The following is a 17651-nucleotide window of genomic DNA, read 5'->3' as shown; positions in this document are numbered from 1 at the left end:
ATGAGAGTTACTCTACAAAAAAATAAGTTAACATTTATACTTCTTTTTTTATTGTCAATTCTTATCGCATTGATAGGAGAGAAAGTATTGCCACAGAAGTTCTTTATAGATGCTAATACAATTGTTTTTGATTTTTATAATGAAGCAGGTTTCAAAGGAAGTTATCCGCTTACAATGTCTTTTTATAAATATACTCAGTTAGGTAAATTACCTTTTAATGTAGTAGGTGTTTTTCAGTTGTTTTTATATTATATTATTTTATTCAAAATAGGTGTACCAAAGGATTTTCATATCCTTACTATAAAAAATATAATTGTTTACTTAGCTTTTTTGATGATAGGAATTTTTATCTCAATGCCTTCAAAAGAGTTTATTACATTTCTATTTATTTCACAAATTGTTTTCTTATTTCAATCTAAAAAAATAGGGTTTGATTTATCACTTTTATATTCTTTTTTAATATTAATAATATTTGGAATATTCTTCAGGTCTTATTTTGCATTAATACCTGTTATATCTATTTTATTATACTTTATTTCGAAAATAAAGTATACAAACAGGACATTCGGAATAATAATAATAAGTGTATTAGTAATAATTCTATTTTCAGCGTTACATTATTTAGCAAAGGGAGAATTTTTTTCTGATTTAGCAAGAAATTCTGTAAATGAAGTTAGACAAGGCTCTGAAGATGCAAACTCTATGATAATTCCTCCATTAGAACCTACAGGATTATTAGCAGAGTTAGTGAATACTTTTTATAGTTTTTTATCAGTTAATTTCCCAATTGTAGAATATAAGCATTTATTATCACCTCGAATTTTTCTATTTATTATTTGGCAGATTTTATTTACAATAATTTTTATAGTTCGTTTTTCGTGGGCTATAAAAGATCCGGTAAAGAAAAATAGAATATTATGGATATTTTATTTTCTGTTTTCTTATTTGGCAATCCAAAGTGTTTTTGAGCCAGATTTAGGTTCAGCAGTTAGACACAAAATTGGAATTTTACCATTGTTTTATTACGTTTTCTACTATGATAGTTTCTCTGAAAAAGTATAATCAAATTAATCAGTTATTGATTCTACTAATTGCATGTACAATCGTTTTTAGGAGTATTTGTACACCTATTATTATATTTTTTTTAGTGTTTAATTTATTTCATTACAAGTTTGTTAGCATTGAAAAAAAACATTTTAAAGATATTCTAATCATAAGTTCTCCGTTATTAATTAGTTTACTGTTTTTTTTCAATAATGATACAATTTCAGGAGGATTCAAATCTGTAGAAAAATTATTGACATTAATTATTTTTCCAATTTTTGTTTTAACGAATAAAAACTTGAATATCAATTTTATTCTAAATCAATATAGGATCTGGTTTCTCGTTATATTATTAGGGTTTTTAGTAAGATTTGTTTTAATTTTTCCTGAGAAAATAACGAAATATATTAATGGAATTGATTTGATAGAAATTGGTTATCAATTTGCAATTTCATTAGGTTCTCACGCTCCTTTACTCAATTTACAAGTTGGCTTTTTGAGTGTAGTTCATTTTTATTTTTTGATTCAATCAATTGTAAATAAACAATTTTATAGAATGTTTTTTAACATCATTCTATTTTTCCTTTCCTTTTGTTTAGTCCTAATTGTCAATACTCGTGTCACGTTATTAGCTGTTATTATTTGCGTTGTTATTATTTTGGTAAGAGAACTTATTTCTATATTTTCATTAAAGAAAACAATGATTGGTTTATTCGCAGGGTTAATGATAACTACCACAATAATAGGAGGTTTTGTTAAACTTAATCCTTATATGTACGAGAAATACTCTTCGGTTACTTTTATACATATGGATAAAGTTGGAAAGCTAGATGAAATTAAAAATCCAGAAATTGTAGTGTTTAATGCTTTGGTGACAAGAGTCTCTATTTGGAAAGCATCTGTAGAAGTCGCAAAAGAAAATTTACCTTTTGGAACAGGAGCAGAGATGGGTAAAAAAGAACTTTTTGATTATTATAAAAAGACAAATCAACATTTCTTAGCTAAGTACGAATTTCCAGTTCATAATCAATTCTTAGATTTCTCAATAAAATTTGGAGTTATAGGCTTTATAGTTTGTTGTATTTATATATTTTTTCCGTTTTATAAAAGCATAGATTTACTTAATTTCAAATCACTATTTATTTGTTTTGGAACGTTGTTCTTTATTTCGAATTTAACGGATGATTTTTTAATTCGATTTGATGGAATTGTTTTTAGCGGATTATTTTATTCATTGTTTAGTAGTATTTCAACCTTTAAAAAATAATAAATGAAAAAAGCTATAATTATTGATTGGCTTGATAAATACGGAGGTGCAGAAAGAGTAATCGCAAAGCTTAATCAAATTTTTCTTTTTGACGAAGTGTATACTTTGACTAATATTATGAAAAAGGAGGAGTTTTTGGAAATTTTTCCTCAAAAAAACATACAGGTTCACGATACTTTTCTTAGAATTTTAAAAAATAAATTTAGATTTCTTTACTTCATTTTCTTTTGGGTAATAAACCGAATGAAAGTTTCTCCAGAAGTTGATTATTTTATTTCTTCTTCTCATTCTATAGCGAAAGGCGTTACAAAATCTCGAAAAGACCAAATTCATATAAGTTATTTTCAGGCGAGAAATTCAAATTATATCTGGGACGAAATAGACCTATACTTTGGTAAAAGTAAATATCTATTCTATCCATTATTATTAATTCTTAGAAAAATTGATATTAAACAAGCTCAGAAACCTGATTATATAATTTCTAACTCTAAGTTTGTTCAACAATGGGTAAAAAAAACATATAATAGAGAGTCTATTGTAATTTATCCACCCGTTAATTTCGAAAATTTTGAACTTGTAAAACATAAGTCAGATTATTACGTTATTGTAGGTAGAATGGCTTCAATAAAAAGATTTGATGTTGTTATAAAAGCATTTAATCAAAACAAAAAGAAGTTAATAGTTATTGGAGATGGAGAAAAGTTAGATGACCTAGTAAAGCTATCGACCTCAGATAATATCCATTTTTTTGGTTTTTTAGAGTCGAAGTTAGTAGGCGAATATATCTGTAAGGCAAAAGCTTTTATACAAGTTGGTATAGAGGGGTTTGGAATAGCTCCATTAGAAGCGCAAGCTTGTGGTACACCAGTTATTGCTTTTGCGAAAGGAGGTGTTGTGGAAACTGTAATAGATAAACAAACAGGTGTTTTTTTTGATGAACAAACTGAAGAAAGTTTAAATTTTGCAATAAATGAGTTCGAAGAACTTCAATTTGATCAGACTTTAATAAGGAATCATGCATTAAGTTTTTCTCATGAAGTTTTCGAGAAAAAAATGAGAGATTTCGTAGAATCAAAAATAAAAAAAGTATAACGTAAATTTTATAATGGGTAATCTTAATAAATTTAATTTTTCAATAAAAATAGGATTCTATATTTTAGATGCATTGATTATTATTTTTGGTTTACTTTTTTTTATTTGTAATCAATACCAATATTTTTATCATACTAAGTTAGCTAGACTTCCTTATTTTTCTGAATTACTCGATGCTCATTACAAAGCAATTTTACTATTATTAATCGCTTGGTTTGTTATTGCAGATTATGTAAAACTCTATTCTATAAAAAGAGTCAATTTTCTTAGAGAAATTCTTCGAAAAATAGTGTTGCAAACATTTTTCTTTTCTTTGATTATTTTTACAATTTCTGGAATAAAAAAAGAGGAGCTATTAGCGAATCAATTAATTGTTTATTTTGTTACCATTTTATTTGTTTATCTAATCTTTACACGATTACTAGTGTTTTTTATGAGTAGATACAATTTTCAAAGAGGGAATGATGTGAAGAATGTTATTGTTTTGGGAGAGAATAGTAATACTCCACGTTTTAAATCGATTATAGAGAATAGAAAACATTATGGCTATAGAATTATCAAAACAAATAATATTATTGATAATGATTCATTAGAAACAGTTTTATTATCAAATAAAGTTAAAGAAATATTTATATCTCAATTAGGATTACCTATATCATTACAAGAACAAAGTATTGTTAACTTTTGCGAAGATCATCATATAAAAGTAAGCTATATACCTTATTCGTTGAACACGGAATTAATAAGTTTAGATGTTGTATACATTGATACTTTACCAATTTTTAGATTTAAAAAATTTCCTCTAGAAAAAGCGGAAAATAAATTGATCAAATCCTTATTTGATGTTATCATTTCTTGTTTTGTTTTAATTTTTATAATGAGTTGGTTGTTTCCGATAATTGCAATTTTAATTAGGTTAGATTCGAAAGGGCCAATATTTTTTAAACAAAAGAGAAGAGGAATCAATGGAGTAGAGTTTGACTGCTATAAATTTAGAACAATGCGTAATGATGGAACAAATTCCATTAAAGCTACAGTAGTTAACGATAATAGAATTACAAAAATTGGAAAGTTTCTTCGTAAAGCAAGTTTAGATGAATTGCCGCAATTTTTTAATGTACTGAACGGAGATATGTCTATTGTAGGTCCACGGCCACACATGATATCACAAGATATACATTACAGTGAAATTATAAGAAAATATAATCTTAGAAATTATGTCAAACCAGGTATTACAGGTTTAGCACAAGTAAAAGGTTATCGTGGAGCTATAGATTGTGATAAAGATATGGAAGATCGTATACGAACGGATATCTTTTACGTACGTAATTGGTCACTTCTTTTAGATTTACAGATTATTTATCAAACGATAGGTTTAATAATAAAAGGAGATAAAAATGCTATATAAAAGATAAAAAAACCTCTTATAAAATTTATAAGAGGTTTCTCGAATTAATTCGAAAATATATTTTATACAATATAAGATAAATTATCTTTCGTATCTTTTTTCATTTTCGGTTCCAAAGCTAGCGATTTTATATAACCACCATCCCATCAATGCGCATCCGATGAATGTAAATAACCATCCAAAGATAACACCAATTGGAGATAATAAGTTTTCAAAAGTCCATTTGAAAATATCACCAATCGCAAAAAATAAATCAGTTATAACTCCCATATTCTAGTTTATTGCTTAATTTGCATCAAAGTTAATAAAATGTTGGTTAATCTACTTGACAAAAGGAATTTTTTTATACAGATTTTTATCATTGTGTTGTTTACGTTACTTGGAGTTACTAATTTTAACAGTATTGATCTGAGTAATTTAGAAAAATTAGGCGTAATCCTAACGTTTTTAACTATAGCTTTAGTTGGATATACTGATAATACAAATGATTTAATTAGCAGATCTTCTTATCCGACTTTCATTTATATTTTATGGATAATGCCTTTTGTAACTGGTTTATCCGATTATCGCATTGCTGGTAGTTTGTTACTTGTTACTTATGTTACGATTAAATTACTCTATTTTGAGTCCGAAAAAAATGATACATATAACGCTTTTGATATTGGCGTTTTTATAAGTTTTGCAATTTTATTAAGTCCACCACTTATTTTTTTAGGAATTGTAGTTTTTACTTACTTCTTGACTTTAAGAGTGGTAGAGCCAAAAATTCCTATTCTTGGTTTTTTAGGATTTCTTTTGCCAATATTAATCGTTGCTCAAGTTAGTTTTCTGCTCGATTATTACTTTATGTTCGATTTTTATAAAGAACAATTAATGTTTACAATGGTACATTTCGAATGGAAACAATTGTTTTTAGTTCCAATTGCAATTATTCTAATTTATTCAATTATCAATCATTTCAAGAATGTGAATAAATTGACAGCACAAAAGAAACGTATCTTTTTGTTGATGCATTTTATGTTTGGAACAATGCTGATTACGTATATTCTTTACGGAGGAAATAACGATGCTTATCTTGCCTTCTTAGGTTTTAGCATTATGTTAATGTTAACAAGATATTTTAGCGAAAGCAAACCCAAAATAGAATGGCTAAAAGAGGCATTTCTTTGGGTTTTTATGATTTGCTTGCTAATTTATAATTTTTATGATAGAATCCCGAGATTCTTCTCCTTGATTACGGAGGTAAGTTTTTAATTCGAATTCTTTTCCATCAAAAACACCATAAGTAAAGTAGTTAATCCAATCGCCAAGATTGATGTGACGTGCTTTGCCTATAGCAATTTCCATTGGTAAATGTCGATGTCCGTAAACTAGATAATCGAAGTATTTTCGATGCAATTGCTTGCGGCTATACATGATTAACCATTCGTTGTCAACGCCTAAGAAATTAACATCTTCGTCTCCTGAAATCATTTTATTTTTTCGCGAAGCTGTAATTCCCAACCACATTGCCAAATCGGGATGAAGTAGATAAAAAAGGAATTGACAAACTTTGTTTGTAAAAACCTTTTTCATGCGTTTGTAGCCTTTATCACCAGGTCCTTTTCCATCTCCATGTACAATAAAAAATTCTTTTCCATTGATGATAAAATCCTGCTTATCTCGAAAAACAATTGCGTTTATTTGTTCTTCCAAATAATCTTTCATCCATAAATCATGGTTTCCAACAAAGAAATAAATTGGAATTCCGCGATCAGAAATTTCGGCTAATTTTCCTAAAACACGCACAAATCCTTTTGGAACAACATGTTTATATTCGAACCAAAAATCGAATAAATCGCCAATCAAAAACAAAACACCACAATCGTCTTTTATTTCGTCAAGCCATTTTACAAACAATTTTTCGCGCACCAAACTATCTTTTTCATTCGGAGCACCAAAATGATGATCCGAAGAAAAATAGGCTTTTTTACCAGGTTCTAACTGAATGTTTATTGGTTGTCCTCCGCTAACCATTCTGCATAAGAATTTTCAGTTTCGTGTAATTTCAAAGCAACCAAATCGATATTCGCTGGTAAAAGAGGTTTGATTTTATCCACAATCCACAAAATCATGTTTTCAGCAGACGGTTGATAATCTGTAAAAACAACATTGTGTCCTTCTGCTAATAATTTTTCACCTAATATTTTGTGAGGTGAATTTTCGTTCAATAAAATAGCGTGATCAAAAAGATCAACAATTTCTTTGTTCACAATTTTTTTCAAATCCCCAAAATCCATCACCATTCCAAGTTTCACATCGGTTGTGTCTTCAGAAGGTGTTCCTTTCACAGTTACAAATAATTTGTACGAATGCCCATGTATATTTTTACACTTTCCGTCATAACCATGCAATGCATGTGCAGTTTCGAACGTAAAAGCTTTTGTAAGTCGAATGATTTTCATTAAATTTAGTACTAAACTTTAATTTGCAAAGGTAATGGAAATCAAAACAATCGTAAATTCTTTGGTTGATTTATTTTTTCCGATGCGGTGTTTGGATTGCCAAGACGTCATTCAACCTTCGCAATTTCTGTGTGTTTCGTGTTCAACAAAACTCGTTTTCACACATTTTAATTTCGATCAAAATAATCGAGCTTATGATAAATTGAGAAATTTTTGCGAAGTTGAAAACGCTTTTTCTTTGTTAGAATTTAAACATCATAACACCACGCAAGCTATTTTACATGAAATGAAATATAGAAATCGCCCAGAAATTGGAATTGATTTAGCGCAGATGATTAAGTTTGATTTGAGTCATTATGACGGAATTATTCCGATTCCATTGCATTCAAAACGATTGAAAACAAGAGGCTACAATCAAGTAGAAAATTTTGCACGAACGTTGGCAGAAATCAACCAGATAAATTATTTTTCGGATGGATTAATCCGAACTAAATACAATTCATCTCAAGTAAATGAAGACAAAAAACACCGATTGGATAACTTGAAAGATGCGTTTGAAATCAATCCAAATCTTAAACCTGGACATTATATTTTGATTGATGATGTCTTAACAACTGGTGCAACAATTGCATCGGCAATAAAAAAGTTTAATCTTTCAGAAAATTTTAAGATAAGTGTAATTACCATTGCTTGTGCTTAATAACAAGCTTTTTCTTAACTTGCGCCCATGAATAAGACGACACGTTTTTCGCTTTTGATGTTAACCATTTTGACGGTTATTTCTTGTGCAAGACAAGGTTCACCAACGGGAGGACCTAAAGATGAAACTCCGCCAGTTTTCCTAAAAGCTGATCCAGATACATTGGCTACGAATGTAGATCTTAATTTGCAAGAGGCTACAATCAACTTTGATGAGTACATTCTTCTGAAAGAATACAGCAAAAATGTGGTTGTTTCGCCATCGTTTCAGATTCCCCCAATTGTGACGCCGCAAGCTTTAGCGAAGAAATATATTTCGATTAAATTTCAAGAACCATTGTTACCAAATACGACGTATAGTTTCAATTTTGGTGATGCGATTCAAGATTTTAACGAAAATAATAAGTTGTCAAATTTTCAATATGTTTTTTCGACAGGTAGTTTTATTGATTCGTTGAAGGTAACAGGTCGTGTAAATTCGTCCTATGATTTCAAAGGGCCAGAAAAGATATTGGTCGGGCTATATAAAGTTGATAGTGCATACAAAGACAGTATCATTCTGCAAAAGAAACCATATTACATTGCGAGAGCCAATGATAAAGGAGAATATCAATTAAATTATTTGGCTTCGGGCAAATATAAATTAATTGCTTTTGAGGATATGGTAGAAAATGTGATGTACGATTATGGGAAAGAGCGTTTGGCTTTTCATAACGAACCAATTGAGCTGAATGCAAATCAACAAATCAACTTGAATTTATTCAATCAAAAACCAGCTTATCGTAAACCTGAAGCGAGTTTTAAACAAGAAGGTTTAATTGTTTTTAAAACGACAGGTGCAACGGATGATGTTACGATAACGCCGGTTGGGAAAGAATTTAAAACGGCTTATATTCAGAAGTTTCCAAAACAAGATTCGATTAATTTTTGGTTTAATCCAAAAGTGGATACAATTGTAGGAAAAAGCGCAAAATTGAATTTCAAGGTTCAACATAAAGATCAAATTGATGAAGTAAGTGCATTATACTCAAAATCGAATACAGAACGAAAATTAGAATTTAAAGCAATAAATGATCAAAAATTAGCACCAAATAAACCGTTTAAAATTCAGACAAATGCACCAATAAAATCATTAGATTTATCTAAAATTTATGTATTTAAGGATACGGTTTCAATACCATTCAAAGTTTCGATTGATACAGTGAATGCTCAGAATTTGAATTTTGCTTTTGAGAAAAATTTAGATGAAAAATTTGAAGTTAACATCTATCCAAATGCATTGACAGACGTGTTGGGAGAGAAGAATGATACACTTGCATATCCTATAAAAATGGGAACACGAGGCGATTTCGGACATTTGAAATTAACGCTTCAAAATACACCATCCAAACCATTTATTTTACAGTTTTTAAAGACTGATAAAGATTTTACAGTGATTGAAGAAATCTATAATCCAGCAAATAAAAACTATTTTGAGTTCAACTTTATTGAGCCAGGAGAATATTTGTTCCGCTTATTGGTTGATGAAAACGAAAATGGAAAATGGGATACAGGCGATTATTTATCAGGTAAACAACCCGAACCAATTTATTTGTATCCAGAGCCAATCAAAATTAGAGCGATGTGGGATGCGACCGAAACATGGGTTTTAGGAGAGGCAAATCAACCCGTTTCTTTACCAAATGATGACAAAGATTCGGACAAAAATAGAATACGTCGAGGAGAATTGAAAGAAGGCGAGGAGCGCCAAAATCCACGAACAACAAATAAGAAATCAGAGGAATAGTTCTCTGATTTTTTTATTTAATCAATACGTAAATCTTTTGTAATACTTGCGTATGGTTGTATATCATAAACAGGACAGCCTATTCTGTCCAAAATAATACTTCCTATAATTAAATATACTTGATATTGAGTTTTAGGTGAATTGTTATTAAGAAGATGTTTACAATTTGTAATTAAAATTGCATTGATAAATTCTTCAACAGTAAGATTTTCCCATTTTATAAAATGATAATCTAAGAAAACATATTTTAATAGATTCGTGAAATTTTTAATTTTTAGATTTAAAAAATTACTTAAATTTTGGTAGTTATTTACTTGTAAGTAATTTGATATTTTATCCGTTAGTTGAATATGATGTCCAAAGTAATTTTGAAACGATACGTAAAGTGAATCAAGTTCTTCTTTGTTTTCGGAAGTAACATCAATCATTTGACAAATTAGGTTTGAAACTTCTTCAACTCGACTTACTTTTTGAATATCTTCATCTTTAAAACAAATATTGAAATGATTTTCAAATTCCATGATTAATTCAACAGTATCTAATCCCATATTTTTAACTTTCTGGTGCCAAATATATAAATGGAGAAATAGGAATATTTCTTAAAATAGAATAAATCAAAAGGAAGATTAAGAAATTTCGCGCAAAACTTGCAGGGAGATGTAATTTGCCTGACATTGGTTTGCCTAAAAAAATATTTCCAACAATAGCATAATACAATTGTACACAAATGTAAAGTGCAAAAGGCAAAATAAGATTGTAACGTAAGGATTGTAAAAGATGTCCGTGAACAAGCAAGGAAAAAGCGCGCTGACCACCACAGCCAGGACACCACAAACCTGTTATTTCATGAAACATACATTTGATAGAAAACGGACTTTGGTTGCTGTAATAACTATAAAAATAGACAATTACCAAAATGGGTAAAAGCGTTGCTAGTCCATAAACCAAAATCCGTTTTATCATATGATTAATTTCCGTTAGAGCTTTCTAAAATACTTTTATATTGCTCCATATAAGCATCCATACCTCCTGTAATTAACATCACAACATTAATAATAACACCGATTACGCCTAAACCAATTGCAACGTAAGCTAATAATTTAGAATTTTTAGCTGCTTGTTCAGCACCTGTATAATCACCAATATTGTGTTTTGTATTCACTTGATTTGCAAAAACAATTGCAATAATACCCACAATAGTACCGATGCAACAAGGAGAACAAAGCCCTAAAATAGTTCCGATGATGGCCAAGACAAGGTTGTTTTCTGGTTTTGGTTTAATTTCTTCAAAAGAAGATTGTTGTGGTTGATTAAAATCTTGATTAGATTGGCTAGAATAATCCATAATAATGTTTTTTTAGTTTCGAATAAAAATAGAAAAAATAATGTATAAATCAAGTGTTTTTAAAATATTTAATATTCTATTGAAATAACATGCGATATAAATCTTCAACTTTAGAAATTCTAACGATTCGAATTCCAAAATCGGTGTCTTTTATTTTATTGTATTTTGAAACAAAAATTGCATCAAAACCTAATTTTTCAGCTTCGGTAATGCGTTGTTCAACACGATTTACAGCTCTTATTTCTCCACTCAAACCAACTTCTCCTGCAAAACAACAATTATCTGGAACAGCAGAATCTTCGCTTGATGAAAGAATTGCTGCAATAACAGCTAAATCAATCGCAGGATCATCTACTCGAATTCCGCCTGTAATATTTAAGAAAACATCTTTCATATTCAATCGGAAACCTGCTCGCTTTTCCAAAACAGCCAACAACATATTCAATCGTTTGGCATCAAAACCAGTAGCAGTACGTTGTGGAGTTCCATAAACTGCCGTAGAAACCAAAGCTTGAATTTCAATCAACATCGGGCGAACACCTTCCAAAGTTGCTGCAATTGCATTTCCGCTTAGTAATTCATCTTTTTTGGTAATTAATACTTCTGACGGATTTGTGACTTCACGCAAACCAGCTCCTTGCATTTCATAAATTCCGATTTCTGCAGTCGAGCCAAAACGGTTTTTGTTTGCACGTAAAATTCGGTAAATATGGTTGCGATCGCCTTCAAATTGCAACACAACATCTACCATATGTTCCAAAATTTTTGGTCCAGCAATTACACCTTCTTTCGTAATATGACCAATTAAAATAATCGGTGTGTTGGTTTCTTTTGCGTATTGAATCAGCTCAAAAGTTGTTTCTCGAATTTGCGAAATACTTCCTGGAGATGATTCTACATAAGTGGTTTGAAGCGTTTGTACAGAATCGACAACAATCAGTTGAGGTTGAATTTCTTTGGCATGCGCAAATATTTTTTGCGTATTAGTTTCGGGTAAAATAAAACATTGATCCGATTCAATTCCGATTCGTTCGGCACGAAGTTTTACTTGCGAAACAGATTCTTCTCCAGATACATATAAGATTTTAATCGTATCTAACTTTAAGGCAACTTGCAACATCAATGTCGATTTTCCAACACCAGGTTCTCCACCAACCAAAATCACTGATCCAGGAACAATTCCACCACCTAAAACCCTGTCTAATTCTTGGTTTTTCGTTGAAATTCTTATTTCTCCTAATGGATTTATTTCGCGAATATTCAGGGCAAAAGTTTTTTCTTTTTTGTCCGATTTATCTTTCCACGATTTTTTTTCGTCGCCTTTGTCTACAATTTCTTCAACAATGGTATTCCATTCGCCACAACTTTTGCATTGTCCCATCCATTGCGCGGTTTGCGTGCCACAGTTTTGGCAGAAATATGTAGTTTTTGTTTTAGCCATAGTTTCAAATTTAGACAAAAATAATGTTTTATCGCGACAAGATATGGAGTTATAAGTGTGAAAAATTTTAATACAACAACTAAAAAACGTTAATAATAATTTACTTTTTTAACAAATTATCAACTTTAGATAAAGTTGAGTTAAATATTGATTTTCAATCATTTTCTCGATTATTTTTAATCATGTTTTAAAATGCCAATGAAAAGAACTTTACTTCTTAGCTTTTTTTATATTTTTTGTATTTCTGCCAATGCACAATCGACTTTAATTTCGGGGAAAATTATGGTAGATAATGCGGATGAAATCGTTAATCTTGATGATTTTGTAATCGAAAATTTAACGTCAAATGCACGAACAAAATAAAATGAAAAAGGTCTTTTTTCGATTCGAGTTCAGCCAAACGATGTTTTACTTTTCAAACAAATTGGAATTGAAGAACGTCAGCTTAAGATTTCTGAATCAATGATTAGAAAGGGTTTTATAGACGTTCATCTAAATGTTGAAGTGATAGAATTATCCGAAACGAAAATAAAACCGCTTAAAAAGAATTGGAAAGAAAATATTAGCAAAGAAGAAACGCAAAGCGAAAAAATCAATAAAAGTTTAGGTATTAATGAAGAGTTTAAAAATGATATGGTGAAAGCCTATTTTGCTTCGGAATATCTTCGAAAATTAAGAGTTCCCATTCGTTATGAAAATGTGATGGGTTTGATAGAGCAATATTCGGACAAAGAAGTGCAGACGTATAAACATTTTCTGAAAAAGAAAAACCTTGATAAATATGATAAAATCATTCAGCTCAAAGATTATTTCACCGAATATTATTTTGAGCATGATTTGAAAATTCCAAAAGGAAATATTCTTGATTTTATTCATTATTGCTTTGTTGAGTTTAAGTTAGAACCACTTTTTAAAGCAAATAATTATGATAAAATCACTTTAATTTTCGAAGAACAAGCACCAAATTATCTTTCTACTATCAACCAAAAAACAATCGAACATGAGTAAATTTTTATTCTTTTTATTAATCATTTCATCAAGTTATCTTCAAGCACAAAGCACTTTAATTACAGGAAAAATTATTGTGGATGATGCAGAAGAAGTCATTGATTTGGAAGGAACTTCGATTGAAAATTTAACGACTAAAGTTAGAACCAAAGCAAATAATGTTGGCTTATTTTCGATAAATGTGAATTTGAATGATGAATTGTTAATCAAACATACGGGAATTGAAGAAAGAAAATTGAAAGTTTCGGAAACTATGATTACGAAAGGTTTTGTGACGATTCATGTAAATATTGAAGTGATAGAATTGAAAGAAGCAAATATCTCGAAATTAGATAAAAATTCGCTCAAAAATTTGGGAAAAGAGAAATCATTTCAAGAAAAATTGAATGATGAAGCGGGTTTTACTTCTCTAGAATTTAAAGCGGAACTGAATCTTAAACATGATGAAGAAAGAGTCAATAGAACGATTAAACAGGTTGGAGGAGTTAATTTACTTGGATTGTTAAATGTGTTCAAAAACCCAAAAAAGCGAGTGAAAAATCCAGGTCCAATAAAAGTTGTGAAAGAAGATCAATTATTGGCGTTGCATAAATTTTTTACGACGTATTATTTTGTGAATGATTTGAAAATTCCAGAAGGAAAAATAAACGAGTTTTTAGATTATTGTTATTCAAATTTTGATTTTCCGAAATTGTTGCGAGATAATAATTTTGATGAAATTCTTTTTATAATTGAAGAACAAGCGCCGATTTATTTAGCAAAAATGAAGAAAAATGAGTAGAATAAATTACATTATATTATTGAATTTGTTGAGCGTTTTTACATTTGCGCAAACAACCTTGATTAATGGAAAAGTAGTGATTGATGATGGTGTTGCTGGGCAAGATGCGGTAGACAATATTTTGGTGACAAACGAATCGACGAATGCGAAAACGTTTACAAATGCGAGCGGAATGTTTTCAATTAAAGCGTCTGTTGGAGATGAATTGATTTTTTCACATGATTTTTATATCGAACGAAAAATCAAAATTACATCGGATATTTTAGCAAAAGGAATGCTGACGATTCATTTGAATATTGAAACGATTGAACTTGCTGAAGCGCGAATTAATACGTTGGATAGAAATTTTAAGAATAACATCAAGTTAGAACATGGAAAAGTAGATGAATTGTATGATAATTTGAATTTGGGTTTTGATCCAAATTTGCGTTTCCGAAAGATAAATCCTAACATGACTTCTACAATTAATAATAATGGATTGTTGGATCCGTCGAATTGGATAGCAACTATTTCTGGACAAAAGAAGAAAGATAAAAAACAAAATGAATATTTCAAAAAGGTAGATAAAATCATAGATTTAGAGAATTATTTCACCATAAATTATTTCATCGAAACATTGAATATTCCCGAAAATAAAGTCACTGATTATGTGCGTTATTGCTATGCGAATTTTGAATTAGAGAAACTCGTAAAAGAAAATAAATACGATAAGATTACAGAAATTTTAGAAGAACAAGCGCCTAAATATTTGGAAATGATAAAGAAATAAAATGTATATTTAATAAAACTTATTAGCTATGGAAGTACTTTTTGTATTGTTTGTTAATATTATTTTCTTTCTAATTATGAAAATAAGTTATAGAATAAATCCTTGGGAAATCAATAAAATGGTAAAGCTTTGGAATCGTAGTTTTGGAGGTATGAGATTATTGTGTAGAATCTCGTCGAATTCGTGCGATTTTGTAAATAGCAATCAATCCAAAACTAATCATCGATACAACTTGAGCTATATAAAGAATTAACCCAAAATAATCACCAATTGCTCGTCCTTCATGCTGATCACCACCTTTCGCAAGATAAACAGCCGAAAATGCAATCGACATAATATATGGATAAGCCAAACCGCCCGAAACAGGTAAAATCATTCCTAGAGATCCTGCAATCAATAGGAATAAACCTTCTGGTATACTAAAATTTTTGGTGTCTGGAAAAGCGAAGAAAACAAGAAAAGTCATTAAAAAATAACAAATCCAAAGTGCGAAAGAATAAAAAATGAATAAGCCTCTTTTTTCTAATTTCGAGATTGATTTTATACCTTCCCAAAGTCCAAATAGAAAGGTTTTGATTTTTTCAAAAAACTTTAATTGACTAATTTTTTTCCAGAAAATAGCGATTAATCCAATACCTAAAACAAGAACTCCAATTGTGATGTAGTATTTTAAGAAAGAAGGTTCAGCTGTTGGTTGATGTACTTTTTCTTTGTTTCCTAATTCTACAAATTTGATGAATGTTTCATAATTGAAAATAAGTGTTAAACCGAAAAATAATCCCAAAAATAAAACGTCAATTACACGCTCTAAAACTACTGTTCCGAAAGATTTCTCAAACGGGACTTTTTCCATTTTATAGAAACTTGTTGCACGAGCCACTTCGCCACTTCGAGGAATGGTCAAATTCATAAAATATGCAAATGCAATTGCCCAAAAACCAGATGAGGTTTGTGTGTTGTAGCCCATTGGCTTTAGAAGAAGATTCCAACGAGCGGCGCGTATCCAATATGTGAGAATACTGATTGCCATAGATGCAAAAATCCAAAAATAATTGGTTTGTTTTAAAACTTTTGCAACTCGTTCGAAATCAATTTGCTTCACTGTTACCACGACAAAAAATACGGCTAACAATGAAGCAGTGATTAAGAAGAGCGATTGTTTGATCTTACTCTTCATATAAATTATTGAAAATTAATTTCTTAATCTAAACGATTGTTCTCGTTAGGGAAAACAATTGTTGGTTCGTAGGTATTGGCTTCCTCAAATTCCATCATCGCATACGTGATTAAAATGACAGTATCACCTACTTGTACTTTACGTGCCGCTGGTCCGTTCAAACAAATTTCTCCGCTTCCACGTTTTCCTTTAATAATGTAAGTTTCAAAACGTTCTCCGTTTTCTTGAACCACAATTTGAATTTTTTGACCAACCACCATGTTTGCAGCGTCTATCAAATCTTCATCGATTGTAATACTTCCGATGTAGTTTAATTTTGCGTCTGTTACCTTAACTCTATGTATTTTAGAGTGAAATACTTCTATCATCATAATTTTGCAAAGTTACACTGAACTTATAAATTTCAAAACCCGTTCCAATATTTTTCGATTGGAGTGAAGGATTTGATCTATTTTATTAAAACTGAATATTATCGATTAATCGTACATCGCCTGCATAAGCAACGACAAATCCACGAATATGTTTTGCATCAGAAAAATGTTCGATTGACAACAAGGTTTCTTCATCTGTGATTTCAAAATATTCTAATTCGAAAGGTGAATTTTTGAATTCATTTTCGACGAAAGCTTTTACTTCAGCAACATCTTTTCCTTCATTTTTTAGCTTTACTGCTTGTGATAAAATTGAATAAATTTGAGGTGCATCAGAAGTTTGTTGTGTTGATAAACGTGCATTTCTTGAGCTAAATGCTAAACCAGAATCTGCTCTGTGAATTGGCATTGGAACAATCTCGACATCTAAATTCTCTTGTTTTACCATTTCTTGAATTATACGAATTTGCTGAAAATCTTTTTCTCCAAAATATGCTCTTGTTGGCTGAACTGCTTTGAATAATTTGCAAACAATTGTAGCCACTCCATCAAAATGTCCAGGGCGAGAAGCGCCTTCCATCACTTGGTCTATTGTACCAAAATCGTAGTGTTTTGCACCTTCATTTGCTTCATATAGATCCTCAACAGTAGGCATATAGACAAAATCGCAGCCATTTTTCATTAACAATTCTTTATCATTTTCCTCAGTTCGAGGATATTTTGCTAAATCTTCTGGATTATTAAATTGTGTCGGATTGACAAAAATGCTGACGATTGTGTAGTCGTTTTGAGCTTTAGAAGCTTTGACCAAAGACATGTGACCTTCGTGTAAAGCGCCCATTGTAGGGATAAAGCCAATGGTTTTGTTTTGGTTTTTTAACTCGACGATTGCGGGAGTTAATTTTTCCTTTTCGTTAAATATAACCATAACACTGATTTGTTAAAAAAAAACTAATATCTCGCAAAGCTACTATAAGCAAATAATATATCAACATTTTTTTGTAAATTTGTGCCTTATT

Annotated in this window: 21 protein-coding genes; 11 read left to right on the top strand and 10 right to left on the bottom strand. The window is 30.1% G+C overall.

Annotated features, from left to right (window positions below):
* From B3792_RS08240 to B3792_RS08225, 4 genes are all read left to right on the top strand, one after another.
* Positions 1-1062, top strand: a complete 1062-nt coding sequence (locus tag B3792_RS08240; protein WP_291069364.1) for a hypothetical protein — start codon at positions 1-3, stop codon at positions 1060-1062.
* Positions 1037-2311 carry an O-antigen ligase family protein gene (locus B3792_RS14085; protein WP_312068454.1) on the top strand — a complete coding sequence of 425 codons (1275 nt, stop codon included), beginning with the start codon at positions 1037-1039 and terminating at the stop codon, positions 2309-2311. Before B3792_RS08240 ends, B3792_RS14085 begins: the two co-directional genes overlap by 26 nt.
* A 3-nt stretch (positions 2312-2314) precedes the next feature.
* Positions 2315-3403: a glycosyltransferase gene (locus B3792_RS08230; protein ID WP_125349126.1), complete on the top strand. Its 1089-nt coding sequence runs from the start codon at positions 2315-2317 to the stop codon at positions 3401-3403.
* Between the two features lie 73 nt (positions 3404-3476).
* Positions 3477-4811, top strand: coding sequence for an exopolysaccharide biosynthesis polyprenyl glycosylphosphotransferase (locus tag B3792_RS08225; RefSeq protein ID WP_291069363.1), 1335 nt, complete (start codon positions 3477-3479; stop codon positions 4809-4811).
* 81 nt (positions 4812-4892) lie between these two features.
* Here B3792_RS08225 and B3792_RS08220 read toward each other — a convergent pair whose 3' ends face one another.
* On the bottom strand, positions 4893-5081 hold the full coding sequence (locus tag B3792_RS08220; protein ID WP_125349128.1) for a hypothetical protein: 189 nt from the start codon (positions 5079-5081) through the stop codon (positions 4893-4895).
* Between the two features lie 39 nt (positions 5082-5120).
* On the opposite strand from B3792_RS08220, the gene B3792_RS08215 reads away from it, so the two are divergent.
* Positions 5121-6065: a DUF6427 family protein gene (locus B3792_RS08215; RefSeq protein WP_286495685.1), complete on the top strand. Its 945-nt coding sequence runs from the start codon at positions 5121-5123 to the stop codon at positions 6063-6065.
* On the opposite strand, the gene B3792_RS08210 is transcribed toward B3792_RS08215, so the two are convergent.
* Together B3792_RS08210 and queD are read right to left on the bottom strand one after the other, a co-directional pair.
* Positions 6000-6827 carry a UDP-2,3-diacylglucosamine diphosphatase gene (locus B3792_RS08210; RefSeq protein WP_221854030.1) on the bottom strand — a complete coding sequence of 276 codons (828 nt, stop codon included), beginning with the start codon at positions 6825-6827 and terminating at the stop codon, positions 6000-6002. The two genes, B3792_RS08215 and B3792_RS08210, sit on opposite strands and share 66 nt — an antisense overlap.
* Positions 6803-7255, bottom strand: coding sequence for a 6-carboxytetrahydropterin synthase QueD (gene queD / locus B3792_RS08205; protein ID WP_221854031.1), 453 nt, complete (start codon positions 7253-7255; stop codon positions 6803-6805). Before queD ends, B3792_RS08210 begins: the two co-directional genes overlap by 25 nt.
* A gap of 34 nt (positions 7256-7289) precedes the next feature.
* Here queD and B3792_RS08200 point away from each other — a divergent pair, with 34 nt between their 5' ends.
* Both B3792_RS08200 and B3792_RS08195 read left to right on the top strand, forming a co-directional pair.
* Complete coding sequence (locus tag B3792_RS08200; protein ID WP_125349131.1) at positions 7290-7955, top strand: ComF family protein; 666 nt, start codon at positions 7290-7292, stop codon at positions 7953-7955.
* A gap of 27 nt (positions 7956-7982) precedes the next feature.
* Positions 7983-9740, top strand: a complete 1758-nt coding sequence (locus B3792_RS08195) for an Ig-like domain-containing protein (protein ID WP_291069362.1) — start codon at positions 7983-7985, stop codon at positions 9738-9740.
* A 17-nt stretch (positions 9741-9757) separates the two neighbouring features.
* Here B3792_RS08195 and B3792_RS08190 read toward each other — a convergent pair whose 3' ends face one another.
* The 4 genes from B3792_RS08190 to radA all read right to left on the bottom strand — a co-directional run bounded on the left by B3792_RS08190 (position 9758) and on the right by radA (position 12526).
* On the bottom strand, positions 9758-10288 hold the full coding sequence (locus B3792_RS08190; RefSeq protein ID WP_291069361.1) for a hypothetical protein: 531 nt from the start codon (positions 10286-10288) through the stop codon (positions 9758-9760).
* A 4-nt stretch (positions 10289-10292) separates the two neighbouring features.
* Entirely contained in the window at positions 10293-10703 is a 411-nt protein-coding gene (locus B3792_RS08185) for a DUF2752 domain-containing protein (RefSeq protein WP_291069360.1), read from the bottom strand.
* 4 nt (positions 10704-10707) lie between these two features.
* A complete protein-coding gene (locus B3792_RS08180) occupies positions 10708-11085 on the bottom strand; it encodes a CD225/dispanin family protein (protein WP_291069359.1) in 378 nt (125 codons plus the stop codon).
* Between the two features lie 76 nt (positions 11086-11161).
* On the bottom strand, positions 11162-12526 hold the full coding sequence (gene radA, locus B3792_RS08175) for a DNA repair protein RadA (protein WP_125349136.1): 1365 nt from the start codon (positions 12524-12526) through the stop codon (positions 11162-11164).
* Positions 12527-12724: 198 nt separating this feature from the next.
* Between radA and B3792_RS08170 the strand changes: the two genes are divergently transcribed.
* The 4 genes from B3792_RS08170 (at position 12725) to B3792_RS08155 (ending at position 15084) form a co-directional block, all read left to right on the top strand.
* On the top strand, positions 12725-12889 hold the full coding sequence (locus B3792_RS08170) for a hypothetical protein (RefSeq protein WP_291066173.1): 165 nt from the start codon (positions 12725-12727) through the stop codon (positions 12887-12889).
* A gap of 99 nt (positions 12890-12988) precedes the next feature.
* Positions 12989-13534, top strand: coding sequence for a hypothetical protein (locus B3792_RS08165; RefSeq protein ID WP_291066174.1), 546 nt, complete (start codon positions 12989-12991; stop codon positions 13532-13534).
* Positions 13527-14315, top strand: coding sequence for a hypothetical protein (locus B3792_RS08160; RefSeq protein ID WP_291069358.1), 789 nt, complete (start codon positions 13527-13529; stop codon positions 14313-14315). Before B3792_RS08165 ends, B3792_RS08160 begins: the two co-directional genes overlap by 8 nt.
* Positions 14308-15084 (top strand): hypothetical protein, encoded by a 777-nt coding sequence (locus tag B3792_RS08155; protein WP_291069357.1) that lies wholly within the window; start codon positions 14308-14310, stop codon positions 15082-15084. The genes B3792_RS08160 and B3792_RS08155 overlap by 8 nt, the downstream gene beginning before the upstream one ends.
* 157 nt (positions 15085-15241) lie before the next feature.
* On the opposite strand, the gene B3792_RS08150 is transcribed toward B3792_RS08155, so the two are convergent.
* The 3 genes from B3792_RS08150 to panC all read right to left on the bottom strand — a co-directional run bounded on the left by B3792_RS08150 (position 15242) and on the right by panC (position 17560).
* Entirely contained in the window at positions 15242-16261 is a 1020-nt protein-coding gene (locus tag B3792_RS08150; protein ID WP_219034118.1) for a lysylphosphatidylglycerol synthase transmembrane domain-containing protein, read from the bottom strand.
* 23 nt (positions 16262-16284) lie between these two features.
* Positions 16285-16632, bottom strand: coding sequence for an aspartate 1-decarboxylase (gene panD / locus B3792_RS08145; protein WP_291069356.1), 348 nt, complete (start codon positions 16630-16632; stop codon positions 16285-16287).
* Positions 16633-16717: 85 nt separating this feature from the next.
* Complete coding sequence (gene panC / locus B3792_RS08140) at positions 16718-17560, bottom strand: pantoate--beta-alanine ligase (protein ID WP_291069354.1); 843 nt, start codon at positions 17558-17560, stop codon at positions 16718-16720.
* Positions 17561-17651 lie beyond the last annotated feature (91 nt).

Source organism: Empedobacter sp. UBA5924 (assembly GCF_002431085.1).
In the GTDB taxonomy this organism is placed as follows: domain Bacteria; phylum Bacteroidota; class Bacteroidia; order Flavobacteriales; family Weeksellaceae; genus Empedobacter; species Empedobacter falsenii_B.
The sequence above is the reverse complement of the archived record's forward strand: the minus strand, read 5'-3'. Positions and strand labels throughout refer to the sequence as shown.

Excerpts from the sequence above, each read along its gene's own strand:
- B3792_RS08220 (WP_125349128.1), bottom strand. The coding sequence starts at position 5,081 with ATGGGAGTTATAACTGATTTATTTTTTGCGATTGGTGATATTTTCAAA.
- B3792_RS08170 (WP_291066173.1), top strand. The coding sequence starts at position 12,725 with ATGAAAAGAACTTTACTTCTTAGCTTTTTTTATATTTTTTGTATTTCT.
- B3792_RS08230 (WP_125349126.1), top strand. The coding sequence starts at position 2,315 with ATGAAAAAAGCTATAATTATTGATTGGCTTGATAAATACGGAGGTGCA.
- B3792_RS08210 (WP_221854030.1), bottom strand. The coding sequence starts at position 6,827 with ATGGTTAGCGGAGGACAACCAATAAACATTCAGTTAGAACCTGGTAAA.
- B3792_RS08180 (WP_291069359.1), bottom strand. The coding sequence starts at position 11,085 with ATGGATTATTCTAGCCAATCTAATCAAGATTTTAATCAACCACAACAA.
- B3792_RS14085 (WP_312068454.1), top strand. The coding sequence starts at position 1,037 with ATGATAGTTTCTCTGAAAAAGTATAATCAAATTAATCAGTTATTGATT.
- B3792_RS08165 (WP_291066174.1), top strand. The coding sequence starts at position 12,989 with ATGATTAGAAAGGGTTTTATAGACGTTCATCTAAATGTTGAAGTGATA.
- radA (WP_125349136.1), bottom strand. The coding sequence starts at position 12,526 with ATGGCTAAAACAAAAACTACATATTTCTGCCAAAACTGTGGCACGCAA.
- panD (WP_291069356.1), bottom strand. The coding sequence starts at position 16,632 with ATGATGATAGAAGTATTTCACTCTAAAATACATAGAGTTAAGGTAACA.
- panC (WP_291069354.1), bottom strand. The coding sequence starts at position 17,560 with ATGGTTATATTTAACGAAAAGGAAAAATTAACTCCCGCAATCGTCGAG.
- B3792_RS08200 (WP_125349131.1), top strand. The coding sequence starts at position 7,290 with ATGGAAATCAAAACAATCGTAAATTCTTTGGTTGATTTATTTTTTCCG.
- B3792_RS08215 (WP_286495685.1), top strand. The coding sequence starts at position 5,121 with ATGTTGGTTAATCTACTTGACAAAAGGAATTTTTTTATACAGATTTTT.
- B3792_RS08240 (WP_291069364.1), top strand. The coding sequence starts at position 1 with ATGAGAGTTACTCTACAAAAAAATAAGTTAACATTTATACTTCTTTTT.
- B3792_RS08195 (WP_291069362.1), top strand. The coding sequence starts at position 7,983 with ATGAATAAGACGACACGTTTTTCGCTTTTGATGTTAACCATTTTGACG.
- B3792_RS08155 (WP_291069357.1), top strand. The coding sequence starts at position 14,308 with ATGAGTAGAATAAATTACATTATATTATTGAATTTGTTGAGCGTTTTT.
- B3792_RS08150 (WP_219034118.1), bottom strand. The coding sequence starts at position 16,261 with ATGAAGAGTAAGATCAAACAATCGCTCTTCTTAATCACTGCTTCATTG.
- B3792_RS08190 (WP_291069361.1), bottom strand. The coding sequence starts at position 10,288 with ATGGGATTAGATACTGTTGAATTAATCATGGAATTTGAAAATCATTTC.
- B3792_RS08160 (WP_291069358.1), top strand. The coding sequence starts at position 13,527 with ATGAGTAAATTTTTATTCTTTTTATTAATCATTTCATCAAGTTATCTT.
- queD (WP_221854031.1), bottom strand. The coding sequence starts at position 7,255 with ATGAAAATCATTCGACTTACAAAAGCTTTTACGTTCGAAACTGCACAT.
- B3792_RS08185 (WP_291069360.1), bottom strand. The coding sequence starts at position 10,703 with ATGATAAAACGGATTTTGGTTTATGGACTAGCAACGCTTTTACCCATT.